The sequence below is a fragment of the Phenylobacterium sp. genome (assembly GCF_030679875.1).
Lineage (GTDB): Bacteria > Pseudomonadota > Alphaproteobacteria > Caulobacterales > Caulobacteraceae > Phenylobacterium.
Genome location: NZ_JAUXSP010000019.1, coordinates 44,339 through 59,280, shown reverse-complemented (window position 1 = coordinate 59,280; position 14,942 = coordinate 44,339). Strand labels below are relative to the sequence as shown.

Genomic DNA, 14,942 nt, shown 5'->3' with positions numbered 1-14,942 from the left:
CTTGCGGGGGGGAAGCCGCCTCCACTATACCCGCCTCCACTGGACTTCGCGCCCGAGGAAGGGTCCTCCATGATTACCGCGTTCCGCGCCTTCGCCAAATCCTGGGTGGCCGCCATCCTGATTGGCCTGTTGGTCATCAGCTTCGCCGTGTTCGGCATGTCCGATGTGCTGCAGGGCCAGTTCTCCACATGGGTCGTCAAGGCCGGTGGCCGCAGCGTCAACGATCAAGGCTTCCGGCGGGCGTATGATGAGTGGCGCCAGAACGCCGAGCAGCAGATGGGCCAGCCGATCACCCCCCAGATGGCGGCGGAAAACGGCGTCATCCCCAGCCTGCTGGAACAGATCGCCACCCGCGAGGCCCTGGCCGAGATGCTGGACCGCATTGGCCTGCGCCCCGGCGACAGCCTTGTGGCCGATCAACTGCGGCAGATCCCCGCCTTCTTCGACCCGATCAGCGGTCGCTTCGATCGGAACCTGATGGAGCAGCGTCTGGGGGAGACCAACCTGACCTCCGACGGCTTCATCGCCCTGCTGGAGGACGAGATCGCCCAACAGCATTTCGCCTCGGGCCTGGTCAGCGGACTTAGGGCCCCCCGGGCCTATGGCGCCCTGGCGGCCATGGTCGATCTTGAAGAACGCGACATTGGCTACTTCCAGATCGGAATTTCCTCCGTCGAGGCGCCGGGCTTGCCGACCGACGAGCAGCTTCAGGCCTTCATGCAGGAGAACGCCGAGCAACTGCGCATGCCCGAGTACCGGGTCCTGTCGGTGGTGCGTTTCGCCCCTCGCCCCCAGGACATGGCGGGCCCGATCAGCGCAGCAGACCTCGAGGAGCGCTTCGCGTTCCGAAAGGACACCCTCTCCCAGCCCGAAACCCGGACCCTGGTGCAGATTCCGGCCCGGGATCAGGCGACGGCGACGCGGATCGCCCAGCGCCTGCGCGAGGGTGAGGATCCCGTCGCCGTGGCCCAGGATATCGGTGTGGAGCCGGTCACCTACGACTCTCGCCCCCGCAGCGCCATCGCCGACCGCAAGGTGGCCGAAGCGGCCTTCGCCCTGGCCGCCGGCGCGGTCAGCAACACCATCGAGGGCGACCTGGGCCTCTCCGTCGTCAAGGTGACGGCGGTGAATCCAGGGCGCGAGCCGACCCTCGAAGATGTCCGGCCCATGTTGGAAGCTGAAATCCGCCGCGATCAGGCCGCCGAGAAGGTCTATGAGCGCACCCAAGCCTATGAGGAGGCCCATATCGGCGGCGCCTCCCTGGCCGAAGCCGCCCAGGCGGCGGGGGCCACCGTGATCACCCTGCCCGCCGTGAGCCAGCAGGGCCGCAACCAGGAGGGCCAGCCGGTCCAGGGCGTGACGCCTCAACTGCTGGAGGCCGCCTTCGCCCTGGCTGAGGGCAGCGAGTCTGACCTGACCGAATTGACGGAAGGGGAGTATTTCGCGGTCCGCGCCGAACGGGTCATTCCCGCCGCCCTGCCCCCCCTCGACGACGTCCGCCCCCTCCTGACCCAGGTGTGGATGCAGCGGGAAATGGTGCAGCGGCTCGAGGCCAAGGCGACCGAGGTGGCCGAACGCGTCCGCGGCGGCCAGACCCTGGAGGCTGCGGCGACCAGCGTCGGGGCCCGGGTCACCCGCGCCACGGGCCTGAGCCGGACGACGGCGCGTCCTGGCGAGCAACTCTCCGAAGACGCCCTGGTCCGGGCCTTCGGCGCCGCGCCGCTGGAAGTGTTCACCGCTCGAGACGTCACCCTCGGCATGATTGTGGGCAAGCTCGAAGCCGTTCGGCCTGGGGCGACCGCCCAGGTCGCCCAGGCGGTGGAGGACGGCCGCGGCCAGGCCAGCATGGCCCTGTTCCGCGACATGGCCGAAGCCTCGAGTCTGGCGGCCCGTGACAAGGTCAAGGTTCGCACCAGCGAGGCGCGGGCGCGGGCCGCGCTCGGACTGGAGCCTGAAGCCCCCCCGTCCAAGGCGGCGCCCAAGGCGCCTGCGACGAAGGAATCGGCTGAGTGAGCCTTGAGCCGGAATTTGCTGATTTCGCCACACGCCATGCGAACGGTGCGGCGCAGGTGGTCTGGACCCGCCTGATCGATGATCTGGAGACGCCGGTCTCGGCCTATCTGAAGATCGGTCAGGGGCAGCCCTACGCCTTCCTGTTCGAATCAGTCGAGGGCGGCGCCTGGCGTGGCCGCTATTCCGTGATCACCCTCAAGCCGGACCTCGTCTGGCGTTGCCGGGGTCAGGTCGCTGAAATCGCCGAAGGGGGCGACATCGCCGCGGGCCGGTTCACGACCCAGGCGGCGGGCACGCTGGATTCCCTTCGGGATCTGGTGGCCAGCGCGAGGCTGGATATCCCCAAAGGGCTCCCTCCGATGGTGGCCGGGGTGTTCGGCGCCCTGGGCTATGACATGGTCCGGTTGGTGGAGCGGCTGCCCCACGTCAATCCTGACCCGCTTGATCTGCCCGACGGCATCATGACCCGTCCTTCCATCGTGGCGATCTTCGACTCGATCGGCCAGGAGATCATCCTGGCCACCACGGTGCGTCCCGGCGCCCTAACGGCAGAGGCGGCCTATGAGGCTGCCAAGGCGCGCCTTGAGGCGGTCCGCGAGGACCTGCGCGCCCCTGCCCCCGGACTGACGGGCGAGGGCGTCGCCGCCCCCGACGCCTTCACCACGCCGGTCAGTCGCGAGACCTATCGAGGGATTGTCGAGAAGGCCAAGGCCTATATCCGGGCGGGCGACATCTTCCAGGTGGTGCCGAGCCATCGGTTCCGGGCGCCCTTCCCGTTCGATCCCCTGGCCCTCTACCGGTCACTGCGCCGGACCAACCCGTCGCCCTTCCTGTTCTATCTGAACTTTGGCGACTTCCAGCTGGCGGGCTCCAGCCCCGAAATCCTCGTGCGTCTGCGGGACGGAAAGATCACCATCCGTCCGATCGCCGGCACCCGCCCCCGTGGCGCGACGCCGGAAGAGGACCTGGCCCTGGAGCAGGAGCTGATCGCCGACCCGAAAGAACGGGCCGAACACCTGATGCTGCTCGATCTCGGCCGCAATGATGTGGGCCGGGTGGCCATGCTGCGCCAGCCAGGTCGCAACGCCGAGGCGCCCCGGGCCAAGGGCCCGGCTGTGCGCGTGACCGACAGCTTCTTTGTCGAGCGCTATAGCCACGTCATGCATCTGGTCTCCAATGTGGAGGGGGACGCCCCCGAGGGGGTCGATCCTGTGGACGTGCTGATGGCGGCCCTGCCGGCTGGAACCCTCTCAGGGGCGCCCAAGGTCCGGGCGATGCAGATCATCGACGAGCTTGAGATCGAGAAGCGGGGCATCGCCTATGCCGGCGCCGTGGGCTATTTCGGCGCGGACGGCTCGGTCGACACCTGCATCGTCCTGCGGACTGCCTGCTTCAAGGATGGCCAAATGTACATCCAGGCAGGCGGCGGGGTGGTGGCCGATTCCGATCCTGACGCCGAATACGACGAGACTATGCACAAGGCCCGGGCGCTTCGTCGGGCCGCCGAGGACGCCTGGCGCTTCGTCTAGAGGACGGGGGTCAGGGTCTCATCCTGGCTGGTCGTCATCGGTTGGCTGACCACCGGCGGGGCGGTGATCATGGCGCCGGCGAGGGCCAAGGCGGCAATCGCAGCGAAGGCGGCGGCGGCGACCACCGGCCACAGTCGTTCCCGGACGGGCGCCGGCGTCAGCAAGGTGCGCGCCTGGGCCATGGCGTCGGGATCGAGCGCGGAATCGGTGAGCGACATGGGCTGGAGCATCGCCCTGCCCGCGCCCATATGCAATGTGGCGCTTTGCGCCGCCCTGAGCTTTGGCCTAGAGAAAATCCATGATCCTGGTCGTCGATAACTACGACAGCTTCACCTACAATCTCGTTCACTATCTGAACGAGCTTGGGGCCGAAACGCTGGTCCATCGCAATGACGCGCTGAGCGCCGAAGAGGCGATCGCGCTGAAACCGGAAGGCGTGCTGCTGTCGCCAGGGCCCTGCACGCCCAATGAGGCGGGCATCTGCCTTGACCTGCTCTCCAAGGCGCCCACGGACCTGCCGATCCTGGGGGTCTGCCTGGGCCATCAGGCCATCGGCCAGGCTTTTGGCGGCGAGGTCATCCGGGCGGCAAGCCTGATGCACGGCAAGACCAGCGCCATCCACCACACCGGCAAGGGCGTCTTCGCTGGCCTGCCCAATCCCTTCACCGCCACCCGCTATCACAGCCTTTCGGTGCGTCGCGAGACCATGCCCGAGGTGCTGGAGATCACCGCCTGGACCGAGGACGGCGAGGTCATGGGGGTCCAGCATGTGAGCCGGCCAATCTTCGGCGTGCAGTTCCACCCGGAGTCCATCGCCACGGAGGGCGGTCACGCCCTGCTCTCCAACTTCCTGGACCTCGCTGGCGCCCGCCGCCTGAGCCCAGCCTGAGGGGCGCAGATGTCCGAGGCCTTCAAGCCCCTCCTTGCCCGCCTCGCCGACGGGGCGACGCTGTCTGAGGAAGACGCCCAGGTCTTCTTCGCCGCCTGTCTGCGCGGCGAGCCGACCCCAGCCCAGGTGGCCGCCGCGCTCACCGCCATGCGCATGCGCGGCGAGACCGTCGGCGAGATCACCGCCAGCGCCCGGGCCATGCGCGAGGCCGCCATCGTGCTCGATCATCCCTATCAGGTGATCGATGTCTGCGGCACGGGCGGCGATGGGCTGCACACTTTGAACATCTCCACCGCCGTCGCGTTCGTGGCCGCGGGCGGCGGGCTGAAGGTGGCCAAGCACGGCAATCGCGCCCTGTCCTCCCGCTCAGGAGCCGCCGACGTGCTCTCTGCGCTGGGCGTGAACATCACCGCTGGCCGTGAGCAACAGCGTCGCGGGCTTGATGAGGCTGGCATCTGTTTTCTCTTCGCCCAGGCCCACCACGGGGCGATGAAGCATGTCTCGCCGATCCGCGCCGAGCTTGGCTTTCGCACCCTGTTCAACCTGCTGGGGCCTCTGGCCAATCCCGCCGGCGCCCAACGGCAGGTGCTTGGGGTGTTTTCCGAACGCTGGGTTGAGCCGTTGGCTCGTGTCCTGGGCGGTCTGGGGGCCGAACGCGCCTGGGTCGTCCATGGTGGCGGCATGGACGAGATGACCACCACAGGTGAGACCCAGGTGGCTGAGTGGAAAGACGGTCAGGTGCGCCTGTTCACGGTCACGCCAGAGGCCGTCGGCCTGCCCCGGGCGGCCCTGTCAGATCTCACCGGCGGCGCGCCCGAGGTCAACGCCGCGGCCCTGCGTCGCCTGCTGGAGGGCGAGACGGGCCCCTATCGCGACATCGTCGCCCTGAACGCCGCGGCCGCCTTCCTGGTGGGCGAGCGGGTCGAAACCCTGCGTGAGGGCGTTGAACTGGCCGCCCAGGTGCTGGACGACGGTCGCGCACTCCACGCCTTGAACAAGCTTTGCGAGATCACCGCCTGATGAGCGACGTGCTGGACAAGATCGCCGCTTACAAGCGCGACGAGGTGGCGAGCCGCAAGCGCGAGCGTTCACAGGCGCAGGTCGAGGCCGCCGCCGCCGCCCCTTCGCCCCCCCGCGGGTTTCGCGCGGCCTTGGTTCGCGCTCATGCCCCGGGACGTTTGGCGCTCATCGCCGAGATCAAGAAGGCTTCCCCCTCAAAGGGCTTGATCCGGGCCGACTTTGATCCCCCGAACCTGGCCAGAGCCTATGAGGCGGGCGGCGCCGCCTGCCTTTCCATTCTCACCGACACCCCCAGCTTCCAGGGCGCGGACTCCTACCTCACCGCAGGCCGAGACGCCGTCGGTCTGCCGGCCTTGCGCAAGGAGTTCCTTGTGGACCCCTGGCAGGTGGCCGAGTCACGGGCCCTGGGGGCCGACGCCATCCTGATCATCCTGGCCATGGTCGATGATGTGCTGGCTGGAGAGCTGCAGTCCGAAGCCGCCCGGCTGGGCATGGACGCCCTGGTCGAGGTGCATGACGAGAACGAAATGCACCGCGCCGGTCGGATGGGCGCGACCCTGGTGGGGGTGAACAACCGCAACCTGCGCACCTTTGAGACAGACCTGGCCACAACAGAACGACTGGCGGCCCTGGCGCCGCAAGGCGCCCTCTTGGTCACCGAGAGCGGCATAGCTGGCCCCGCCGATGTCCGTCGGCTGGAGGCGGCCGGCGCCCGGGCCATGCTGGTGGGGGAAAGCCTGATGCGTCAGGCCGACGTCACGGCGGCTGTCCGCGGCCTGATGTCTTGATCTGGCCGCGCAGGGCCGCTCGCCGCGTCGCGGCCGCCAAGGCGCGTCAGCCAGGTAAGGCCCTGGCCGCGCCTGGGGGCTGGGTCTTCCTGGTCAACGACACCAATGACTTCCTGCCTTGGCAGTTTGGCGTGACGCGCTGGACACGGCGTGAGCGGACTCAGGTCGAGGGGGTCATTAAGGCCCGGCTTGAGGCGCTGGCGCCCACGCCCTACCTGATGTTCATCACGCCGGAAAAGAGCGTCGCCTATCAGGAATACCTGCCCAAGGGTCTGGTGGATCTGAACTCAGACCCGAGCCGTCCCGCCACCTGGCTCGCCAAGCGCTTTCCGGCCCAGATCCACTATCTGCAGCCGTGGTTCGAGCGGATGAAGCGGCTGGGCTTCCTGTATTTCCGCGGCGACACCCATGTGAACTGGCTCGGCGGCTACCTGCTCTACCGGTTTGTGATCGAGACCCTGGACGCCGCCGGTCTGACGACCCGCCCGGCGATCACTTCCAGCGAACTCCTGCCGGCCCGGGCCGGCTTCGAAGGCGATCTGTTCGTCCAGCTCGACGAGAACCAGAAGCCGGGCTTCGACATCGACGCTGACTATGCCCGCTGGCGCGCCATGCTCGAGATCACCCTGAAGTACAATTTGGACGAAGCGCTGGTCCGGGCGAAACGTCTGGCTCTCACTCCTGAAGATCAGACCGGCTTCCACGGTCGCGAGATGCTGATCTACGAGACGCCCGATCCGAGCCTGCCCCGGGCCGTGGTCTTTCGGGACTCCACCGCCACCGAATCAATTCCGTTCCTGGCCGAGCACTTCTCCCGGTCAGTCTATGTCTGGCATGACGGCGACGTCCTGGCTGAGATCATCCGTCGAGAGCAGCCCGATATCGTCCTGCACTTTGTCGCAGAACGCTTTCTGGCCACCTACCCGACCACGGTGCCGCTGAATTTCGCAGCCCCCTGATGCGAGCAGACGCCCACTCCGGGGCGCCACCGGCCGGTAACTTGACATTAAGATAGAACGCCTAGAGAACATCGCTAACGTTTGCGCTTTGTTCTCAAGGTTGGGAAGTCCAATGCTGACCCGTAAGCAGCACGAATTGCTCATGTTCATTCATGAGCGGATCAAAGAGACCGGCGTCTCGCCGTCCTTCGATGAGATGAAGGAGGCGCTGGACCTGGCGTCCAAGTCCGGGATCCACCGGCTGATCACGGCTCTGGAGGAACGCGGCTTTCTTCGCCGTCTCCCGCACCGGGCCCGGGCGCTTGAAGTCGTGAAGCTTCCTCAGGACGCCACCACGTCCGCGCCGCCCAAGGGGCGTCAGGCCTTCAAGCCGCAGCTGGTCGGCCCTGGCGACCCAGCGCCGGCCACCGCGGCCAACGACACCCGGGAGCTGTCGGTTCTCGGCAAGATCGCCGCGGGCACCCCCATCGAAGCCATCCAGCAGGAGCGCGATCGGCTGCATGTGCCGGAGTCGATGCTCGGCGCCGGCGAGCACTTTGTCCTGGAGGTCCAGGGTGATTCGATGATCAACGCCGGCATTCTGGACGGGGATTATGTGGTGATCCGGCGCGCCGACTCGGCCAATTCCGGAGAGATCGTCGTGGCCCTGGTCATGGGCGAGGAAGCCACCCTCAAGCGCCTGAGGCGCAAGGGCGCCTCAATCGCGCTGGAGGCCGCCAATCCGGCCTATGAAACCCGCATCTTCGGCCCAGATCAGGTGGCGGTCCAAGGCCGACTGGTGGGCCTCATTCGCCGCTATCACTGACGCCCCAGCTCCAGGGTCTGCGGCCGCGCAGATCCTGGGCCCACTGGGCGCGCCAGACACCGTCGCGGCCCAGCCCTAGCTCTACCGAGCCCCCACGCGCGAAGTCAGCGCCGCTCAACACGATCTTTCCGGGACAGGCGCTGGCGGGCATCGCCGGCCGGATCACCACCAGATCGGCCGACTTGCAAAGCTCATCCAGCACATCGGCCTCCGGGATCTTTCGACTCCAGTAGGTTGCGACCGCCACGGGCGCGCCTGGTGCGGGACGGCAGGTCCAGCGATCACAGGCGAAGTACGGCTCCCGGGCCCCATCCGAAGTGGGCGCCAGTCCATGCCGCTGGGCCCACCGTTCGGCGCCGAACCGCTTCACATCGGGTCGCATGAGAATGGCCTCATCCCCAACTCGCAAGGCCACCTGCGCCCCGTCAGCGGCGATCCATAGGTTCGGCGGCTCCGGTCGGGGCGCCAGGCTCACGGCCAGCGCAAACGGAAGACCGATCCAGCGCACGGGGCCACGCCACAGGCACAGCCAGAGGATGCCCAGGAAGGCGCTGGGAAGCGCCCAGGCCGGGGCGCTCGCCACCAGCAGGTTCGCCCCCGGGGCCTCGGCCGCCGCCTGGGCCACGCGGGTGATGGCTTCAATCCCCCATCCGGACACCATCAGCGGCACGTCTCCCAGACCCAGCGGCGTGAGGGCCGCGCCGAGGGCCAGGCTGGGCATCATCAGAAAGGACGAAATTGGTGAGGCCGCGAGGTTGGCCGCTAAGCCATAGGTGGCCATGCGATTGAAGTGCTGCAGGGCGAAGGGGCCCGTGGCCATGCCGGCGACGAAACTCGCCGCCAGGCTGGCGGCCAGCCAGGTCATCGCCGTCTGGGCCGCGCGGATGGGCCAGGGCGCGCTGATTTCCCGGATCGCCCTGGGCCAGACTTCAGCCAGGGCGACCAGGGCTGCTGTGGCTGAGAACGACATCTGAAAGCCAGGCTCGGTCACCGCCTCGGGGTGGATCAGCAAGACGATGAGGGCGGCCAGGGCCAGGCCGTGCAGGCTGATGGCTCTGCGATCAAATATGACCGCGGCAAAGGCCACCGAGGCGGTGATCGCCGCGCGCTCGGCCGGCGCGGGGGCTCCAGAGACGACGAGGTAACAACCCACCGCGCCCAGGCCCATCAGGGCGGCGACCTTCTTGCTCGACACCCGAAGGGCGAGCCAGGGCCAGGCGGCGACGCCGGCCCGGACGGCGGCGAAGACAAAACCCCCGACAATGGCCATGTGGAGGCCCGAAATCGCGATCAGGTGGGCGAGGCCCGAAGCCCTCATATGCTCGATCTGCTCGGGGGGAATGAACGCCTGGTTGCCCATGACCATGGCCGCGGCCAGGCCCCCGGTCTCTGGGCCCATACTCTTCACGATCTGACGCGCCAGGCTCCATCGGGCGGCGTTGATCTTCATATCCAGGGCCAGCCGGGCCGGGGGCGGCGGAAGATCGATAAGCGCGGGAGGCGTCAGGGCGAAGCCTACGCCGCCGATGCTCTCGTAGAAGGCGTCTCTGGCGAAGTCGTAGCTTCCCGGGCTGGCCGGCGGCGGGGGCGGGTTGATCAGCGCCAGTGTGCGAACCGCCGTGCCGGGAACGGGCGGGATGGTGTCACGCAAGGTCAGGCGGACCCGGGTGGGGGTCTCGGCCGGCGAGAGGCCGTCGATGCGGGTGGGCGCGATAATGATGCGGCTGCCGCCGCCCTGTCCGGGACTCGCCAGGTCCACCACCCAACCTTCCACGTGGCTGGGGCCGTCAATCGCCGGGGCGATGGGACCTGCGACCGCCTCTGTTCTGAACTTGGCGGTCGCAAACCCTCCCAGGGCGAAGGCCGCCAGGATGAGCGCCAGGGCTGCTTCGCGGCTGATTGGCAGACGCCGGGCGCAGACCAGCAGGGCGACGGCCAGACAGGCGCATCCGACGGCCACCAGCCCTAGCGGCTCCCGATCCAGGGCGAAATAACCCGCACAGCCGAGGCCAAAGGCCACCGGCGTCCACAGGCTCCAGCGGTCCGCCTGGTTGACCATCTGACGACCCAGGCCGATCAGCAGGTCCCGCGCACTAGGAGGCCGCGACAGGCGCATGCTAAGACGCCGGCCCCATCGCCCGGCGATCCCGCCGGTTTGCGACCCCTCAAGACCCCCGACCTCTATGCCCGAACGCCCCGTCGTCACCCGGATCGCCCCCTCGCCCACTGGCTCGATGCATATAGGCACGGCCCGGACAGCGCTTTTCAACTGGCTTTACGCCCGCCACACCGGCGGCACGTTCCTGTTGCGCGTGGAAGACACTGATCGCGAGCGCTCTACTGAGGCCGCCGTCGAAGTGATCTTCGAGGGGATGCGGTGGCTAGGCCTCGAACCAGACGCGCCGCCGGTGTTCCAGGCCGCCCGCGCGAATCGTCATCGCGAAGCCGCCGATGAGCTCCTGGCCCGCGGCGGCGCCTATCGCGACTACATGACCGCCGAGGAGCTCGAGGCCGAGCGAGAGACCGCCCGGGCCGAAGGCCGGGTCGTCCGCTCGCCCTGGCGCGACATCGCCCCCAACGACGCCCCTGACCGCCCCTTCGTCGTACGGCTCAAGAGCCCGCTGTCGGGCGACACCCTGGTGGCCGACAAGGTGAAGGGCGATGTGCGGTTCCAGAACAAGGATCTGGACGACCTGATCCTGCTGCGCACCGACGGATCGCCGACCTATAATCTGGCCGTGGTCGTGGATGACCATGACATGGGTGTGACCCACGTCATCCGAGGCGATGACCATCTGAACAACGCCGCCCGACAGACCCTGATCTACAAGGCCCTGGGGTGGGAGGTTCCGGTCTGGGCGCACCTGCCGCTGATCCACGGGCCGGACGGCGCCAAGCTCTCCAAGCGCCACGGCGCCCAGGCGGTGAGCGAGTTCGATTCGATGGGCTATCTCCCCGAGGCCATGCGCAACTATCTGGCGCGGCTGGGTTGGGGCCATGGCGACGACGAGATCTTCAGTGACGACGACGCCGTCGCCTGGTTTGACATCGTCGACGTGGTCAGCGCCCCGGCCCGCCTCGACTGGGCCAAGCTCAACCACATCAACAACCACTATATCCGTCAGGCGCAGATCGAGCGACTGACCGATCTCGTCTCCGCGATCCATTCCAGCCGAGGCCTCGAGGTGTCGTCAGAGGCGCGTCCCGTGCTCGAGCGGACCATTCCCCTGGTGCGGGACGGGGCCAAGACCTTGCTGGATCTGGCCGACTCCACGGTGTTCATCCTGGGGCGACGGCCCCTCGAGCTTCCCGAGAAGGCGGCCACCTTGCTGAGCGAGGAGACCCGCGCAAGGCTCTCGCGCCTGAGCGAGCGGCTGGCTGCGACAGAGGCCTGGGACGTCTCGGCTCTCGAGCTGGAGATCCGCGCTTTCGCCGAGTCTGAAGGCGTGGGCATCGGCAAGTTCGGCCCGGCCCTGCGGATCTGTCTGGCCGGCGCGGCCTCGGCCCCAGACCTGGCCGGCGCCCTTACCGCCCTCGGACAGGATGAAAGCCTGGGGCGGCTCCACGACGCGCTTTCGCCCGCTGCGTAAACCGCTATAAGGCCAAGCGAACAGACGTTTTAATTCCTACTCATTGAAAGGGGATGGCATGGGCGATACGGCGAAGATCAGCATCGGCGCCAAAACCGTCGAACTACCCATCTTGAAGGGTACGACGGGTCCGGATGTGGTGGACGTGCGCAAACTCTACGCCGAGGCCGATGTCTTCACCTACGATCCGGGGTTTACGTCGACAGCGAGCTGCGAGAGCAAGATCACCTATATCGACGGTGACGCCGGCATCCTGCTGCACCGGGGTTACCCGATCGACCAGCTGGCAGAGAAGTCGAGCTTCCTCGAAGTCTGCTACCTGCTGCTGCACGGGGAATTGCCCACGGCGAGCCAGTTCGCCGAGTTCGATCACAACATCACCTATCACACGATGTTGCATGAGCAGTTCGACCGCTTCTTCGCCGGTTTCCGCCGCGACGCCCACCCGATGGCCATCATGGTCGGCGCGGTCGGCGCTCTGTCGGCCTTCTATCACGACAGCACCAACATCGATGATCCGCAGCAGCGGATGATCTCGGCTCACCGCATGATCGCCAAGATGCCGACGATCGCCGCGCGGGCCTTCAAATACTCCAAGGGCCAGCCGTTCGTGCATCCGCGCAACGACGAGTCCTATGCCGAAAACTTCCTGCGGATGTGCTTCTCGGTCCCGGCCGAGGACTGGAAGCCCAATCCGGTCCTGACCCGGGCCATGGACCGCATCTTCATCCTGCACGCTGACCACGAGCAGAACGCCTCGACATCCACCGTTCGTCTGGCCGGTTCGTCAGGAGCCAATCCCTTCGCCTGCATCGCCGCCGGCATCGCCTGCCTGTGGGGCCCCAGCCATGGGGGCGCCAACGAAGAGGCGCTCAATATGCTGGCCGAGATCGGGTCGGTGGAGAACATCCCCGAATACGTTCAAGGGGTGAAGGATCGTCGCTACCGGCTCATGGGCTTTGGCCATCGGGTCTACAAGAACTACGATCCCCGCGCCAAGGTCATGCAGGCCACCTGCCACGAAGTGCTGGCCGAGGTGGGCAATACCGACGACCCGCTCCTGAAGGTGGCCATGGAGCTCGAGAGGATCGCGCTCAGCGACCCCTACTTCGTCGAGCGCAAGCTCTATCCGAACGTGGACTTCTATTCGGGCATCACCCTGCGGGCCCTTGGCTTCCCGCCGGAGATGTTCACGGTGCTGTTCGCCCTTGCGCGGACCGTCGGCTGGATCGCCCAGTGGAAGGAAATGGTCGAGGATCCGTCACAGAAGATCGGGCGTCCGCGCCAGATCTATACCGGCGCGGCCCAGCGGGACTACTCCTCGGTCGACAAGCGCGGTTAAGCGGCGCCCCGGCCCAGGATTTTCAGAACGACCTGCGCGGCGGCCTCCGAGGGATCGGGGCCGCCGCGTCCCATTTGGACCAAGGCTTCATCCTGTGCGGCGATCTGCGAGCGCCGCAGATCAGCATCATCCAGCCGGCGGGCGACTTCCCGCGCGAGGGCCGACCCCGTGCAGTCGGACTGGATGAGTTCGGGCGCCACGAAGCGTTGCGCGGCGATGTTGAACAACGTCACATATTCGGTGCGGATCAGCGGCTTGAGGATGGCGTAGGTCACCGGGCCGAGACGGTAGCCCACCACCATGGGCACGCCCGCCAGAGCGAGTTCCGTGGTCACCGTGCCTGAACAGGCCAGGGCGACGGTCGCGGCCTTCATCGCCGAGTACCGATCGGCCTCGCCTTCCAACACATGAGCCCTGTAGGGCCAGCCCGCCACCCGGGTCTTGACCATGTCGGCGACTGTGGATGCGGCCGGTATGATGATCTGAAGCTCTGGCCGGGCGGCCTTGAGCAGAGCCACCGCGTCCTCGAAGGCCGGCATGACCCGCTCAATCTCGCTGCGGCGGCTTCCCGGCAGCACGATCACGACCGGCGCATCGGGACTGATGCCTAGCCTGCGGCGCAGCGTGGCTGGATCAGCGGCGCCAAAATCAAGGCTGAGCGTGCTGTTGCCCACAAAAGTGGTCGGAAGACCGACCTTCTCGAAGAACGGCGCATCGAAGGTGTGGATGGACAGCAGGTGGTCCACCGCCTTCGCCAGGACCGCGGCGCGACCGGGTCGCGAGGCCCAGACCTGAGGCGCGACATACTTCACCACCGGCAGATCGGGCGACTGAGCCTTCAGTCGCTGAGCCACCCTGAGGGTGAAGCCCCACGAGTCGATCAAGATCGCCATGTCGGGCTGTTCGCGCCGGGCCAGGGCGGCCATCTCGTCGGCCCGACGCACCACACGGCGATAGGCCAGCAGGCCTTCCAGAAGGCCCAGGATCGAGAGTTCGGACATGTCGAAGGGGCTGGTGAGCCCTTCAGCGTTCATACCGGCGCCGCCCAGGCCGACAAACCTGACGCCATCGGCCCCAAGGTGGCGCTTCAGGGCCGCCATCAGGCCGGCGCCGCGATCATCTCCCGAAGCTTCGGCGGCGACCAGCATGATGCAGACGGGCCGGGTCATGACGCCTTGGGTTCGACGCCCAGCACGAACAGGCCCAGGTCGTCGGCCATGGTGATTAGCTCCGCGCGATCAAGCACAAGGAGCCGCCCCGCCTCCCCCACCACCCCGGCCAGGCCAGCCCGCGCCGCACGCTGGATGGTGGCCAGACCGATGGTGGGCAGGTCGACGCGGGTTTCCTGAATCGGCTTGGGCGCCTTGGCCAGAACGCCGCGCAGGGCGTCCGGCGCGCCACGAATGGCGCCCGGCAAATCGGCCACGCGGCGAAGCATGGCGTCAGTGCCCTCCTGAGCCTCCACGGCCAGGATCAGTCCCTCGCAGACCACGGCCCCCTGGCCGATATCCATTCGTCCCATCTCGCGCGCCACATGAAGGGCCCGGTCGATGTCGGCCTGATGGCGAATTTCCGGGCTGATCCGTCCCAGCACCCCCAGGGGCAGGCGAAGATCGCCCATGGCCTCGTCGGCGCCCTCGATCCGGAACCCCTCCTTCTCGAACTCCTGCAGCAGCGCCCGCAGCAGGCCGTCATCCCCGTGACGCGCCGCGGCGATCAACCCAGGCAGAGCCTTCAAGCCACGTACATCAGGGCGTAGGGCGGCAAAGTCTGGCCGGTTCACCTGGCCTGCAAAGCAGATGGCGTCGCAGCCGGCCGCCTTCAAAGCCCGGATACACTTCCCGAGCTCGGCGATGCCGATATCGGCGCCTGCAAACCCGGCCAGTTGAGGGCCGGCGAATCCCTTGAGTCGCACGACGAACAGCGGCCGGCCCGCCTGCTGGCAGGCCGTGGCGATCTCCACCGGAAGTCCGCCGCCACCCGCGATCAGGCCGAGCCTGGACACTA

13 protein-coding genes are annotated in these 14,942 nt (G+C 67.5%); 9 read left to right on the top strand and 4 right to left on the bottom strand.

Going from position 1 to position 14,942, the window contains the following annotated elements:
• Positions 1-69 precede the first annotated feature (69 nt).
• Both Q8K84_RS11470 and trpE read left to right on the top strand, forming a co-directional pair.
• Positions 70-2,013, top strand: a complete 1,944-nt coding sequence (locus tag Q8K84_RS11470) for a peptidylprolyl isomerase (protein ID WP_305282748.1) — start codon at positions 70-72, stop codon at positions 2,011-2,013.
• On the top strand, positions 2,010-3,542 hold the full coding sequence (gene trpE, locus Q8K84_RS11465) for an anthranilate synthase component I (protein ID WP_305282747.1): 1,533 nt from the start codon (positions 2,010-2,012) through the stop codon (positions 3,540-3,542). The genes Q8K84_RS11470 and trpE overlap by 4 nt, the downstream gene beginning before the upstream one ends.
• Here the strand turns inward: trpE and Q8K84_RS11460 are convergent.
• A complete protein-coding gene (locus tag Q8K84_RS11460; RefSeq protein WP_305282746.1) occupies positions 3,539-3,760 on the bottom strand; it encodes a hypothetical protein in 222 nt (73 codons plus the stop codon). The genes trpE and Q8K84_RS11460 overlap by 4 nt on opposite strands.
• 80 nt (positions 3,761-3,840) lie before the next feature.
• Between Q8K84_RS11460 and Q8K84_RS11455 the strand changes: the two genes are divergently transcribed.
• The 5 genes from Q8K84_RS11455 (at position 3,841) to lexA (ending at position 8,003) form a co-directional block, all read left to right on the top strand.
• Positions 3,841-4,431 carry an aminodeoxychorismate/anthranilate synthase component II gene (locus tag Q8K84_RS11455; protein ID WP_305282745.1) on the top strand — a complete coding sequence of 197 codons (591 nt, stop codon included), beginning with the start codon at positions 3,841-3,843 and terminating at the stop codon, positions 4,429-4,431.
• Positions 4,432-4,440: 9 nt separating this feature from the next.
• Entirely contained in the window at positions 4,441-5,451 is a 1,011-nt protein-coding gene (gene trpD, locus Q8K84_RS11450; protein ID WP_305282744.1) for an anthranilate phosphoribosyltransferase, read from the top strand.
• Positions 5,451-6,239, top strand: a complete 789-nt coding sequence (gene trpC / locus Q8K84_RS11445) for an indole-3-glycerol phosphate synthase TrpC (RefSeq protein ID WP_305282743.1) — start codon at positions 5,451-5,453, stop codon at positions 6,237-6,239. Before trpD ends, trpC begins: the two co-directional genes overlap by 1 nt.
• Positions 6,236-7,198: a hypothetical protein gene (locus Q8K84_RS11440; RefSeq protein WP_305282742.1), complete on the top strand. Its 963-nt coding sequence runs from the start codon at positions 6,236-6,238 to the stop codon at positions 7,196-7,198. Before trpC ends, Q8K84_RS11440 begins: the two co-directional genes overlap by 4 nt.
• Before the next feature lie 112 nt (positions 7,199-7,310).
• A complete protein-coding gene (lexA, locus tag Q8K84_RS11435) occupies positions 7,311-8,003 on the top strand; it encodes a transcriptional repressor LexA (RefSeq protein ID WP_305282741.1) in 693 nt (230 codons plus the stop codon).
• Here the strand turns inward: lexA and Q8K84_RS11430 are convergent.
• A complete protein-coding gene (locus Q8K84_RS11430; RefSeq protein ID WP_305282740.1) occupies positions 7,984-10,119 on the bottom strand; it encodes a ComEC/Rec2 family competence protein in 2,136 nt (711 codons plus the stop codon). The two genes, lexA and Q8K84_RS11430, sit on opposite strands and share 20 nt — an antisense overlap.
• A 67-nt stretch (positions 10,120-10,186) precedes the next feature.
• On the opposite strand from Q8K84_RS11430, the gene gltX reads away from it, so the two are divergent.
• Both gltX and gltA read left to right on the top strand, forming a co-directional pair.
• Positions 10,187-11,593, top strand: a complete 1,407-nt coding sequence (gltX, locus tag Q8K84_RS11425; RefSeq protein WP_305282739.1) for a glutamate--tRNA ligase — start codon at positions 10,187-10,189, stop codon at positions 11,591-11,593.
• 58 nt (positions 11,594-11,651) lie between these two features.
• Complete coding sequence (gene gltA / locus Q8K84_RS11420) at positions 11,652-12,935, top strand: citrate synthase (protein ID WP_305282738.1); 1,284 nt, start codon at positions 11,652-11,654, stop codon at positions 12,933-12,935.
• Here gltA and lpxB read toward each other — a convergent pair.
• Together lpxB and Q8K84_RS11410 are read right to left on the bottom strand one after the other, a co-directional pair.
• Positions 12,932-14,104 (bottom strand): lipid-A-disaccharide synthase, encoded by a 1,173-nt coding sequence (gene lpxB / locus Q8K84_RS11415; RefSeq protein ID WP_305282737.1) that lies wholly within the window; start codon positions 14,102-14,104, stop codon positions 12,932-12,934. The genes gltA and lpxB overlap by 4 nt on opposite strands.
• A complete protein-coding gene (locus tag Q8K84_RS11410; RefSeq protein ID WP_305282736.1) occupies positions 14,101-14,940 on the bottom strand; it encodes an LpxI family protein in 840 nt (279 codons plus the stop codon). The genes lpxB and Q8K84_RS11410 overlap by 4 nt, the downstream gene beginning before the upstream one ends.
• Positions 14,941-14,942 lie beyond the last annotated feature (2 nt).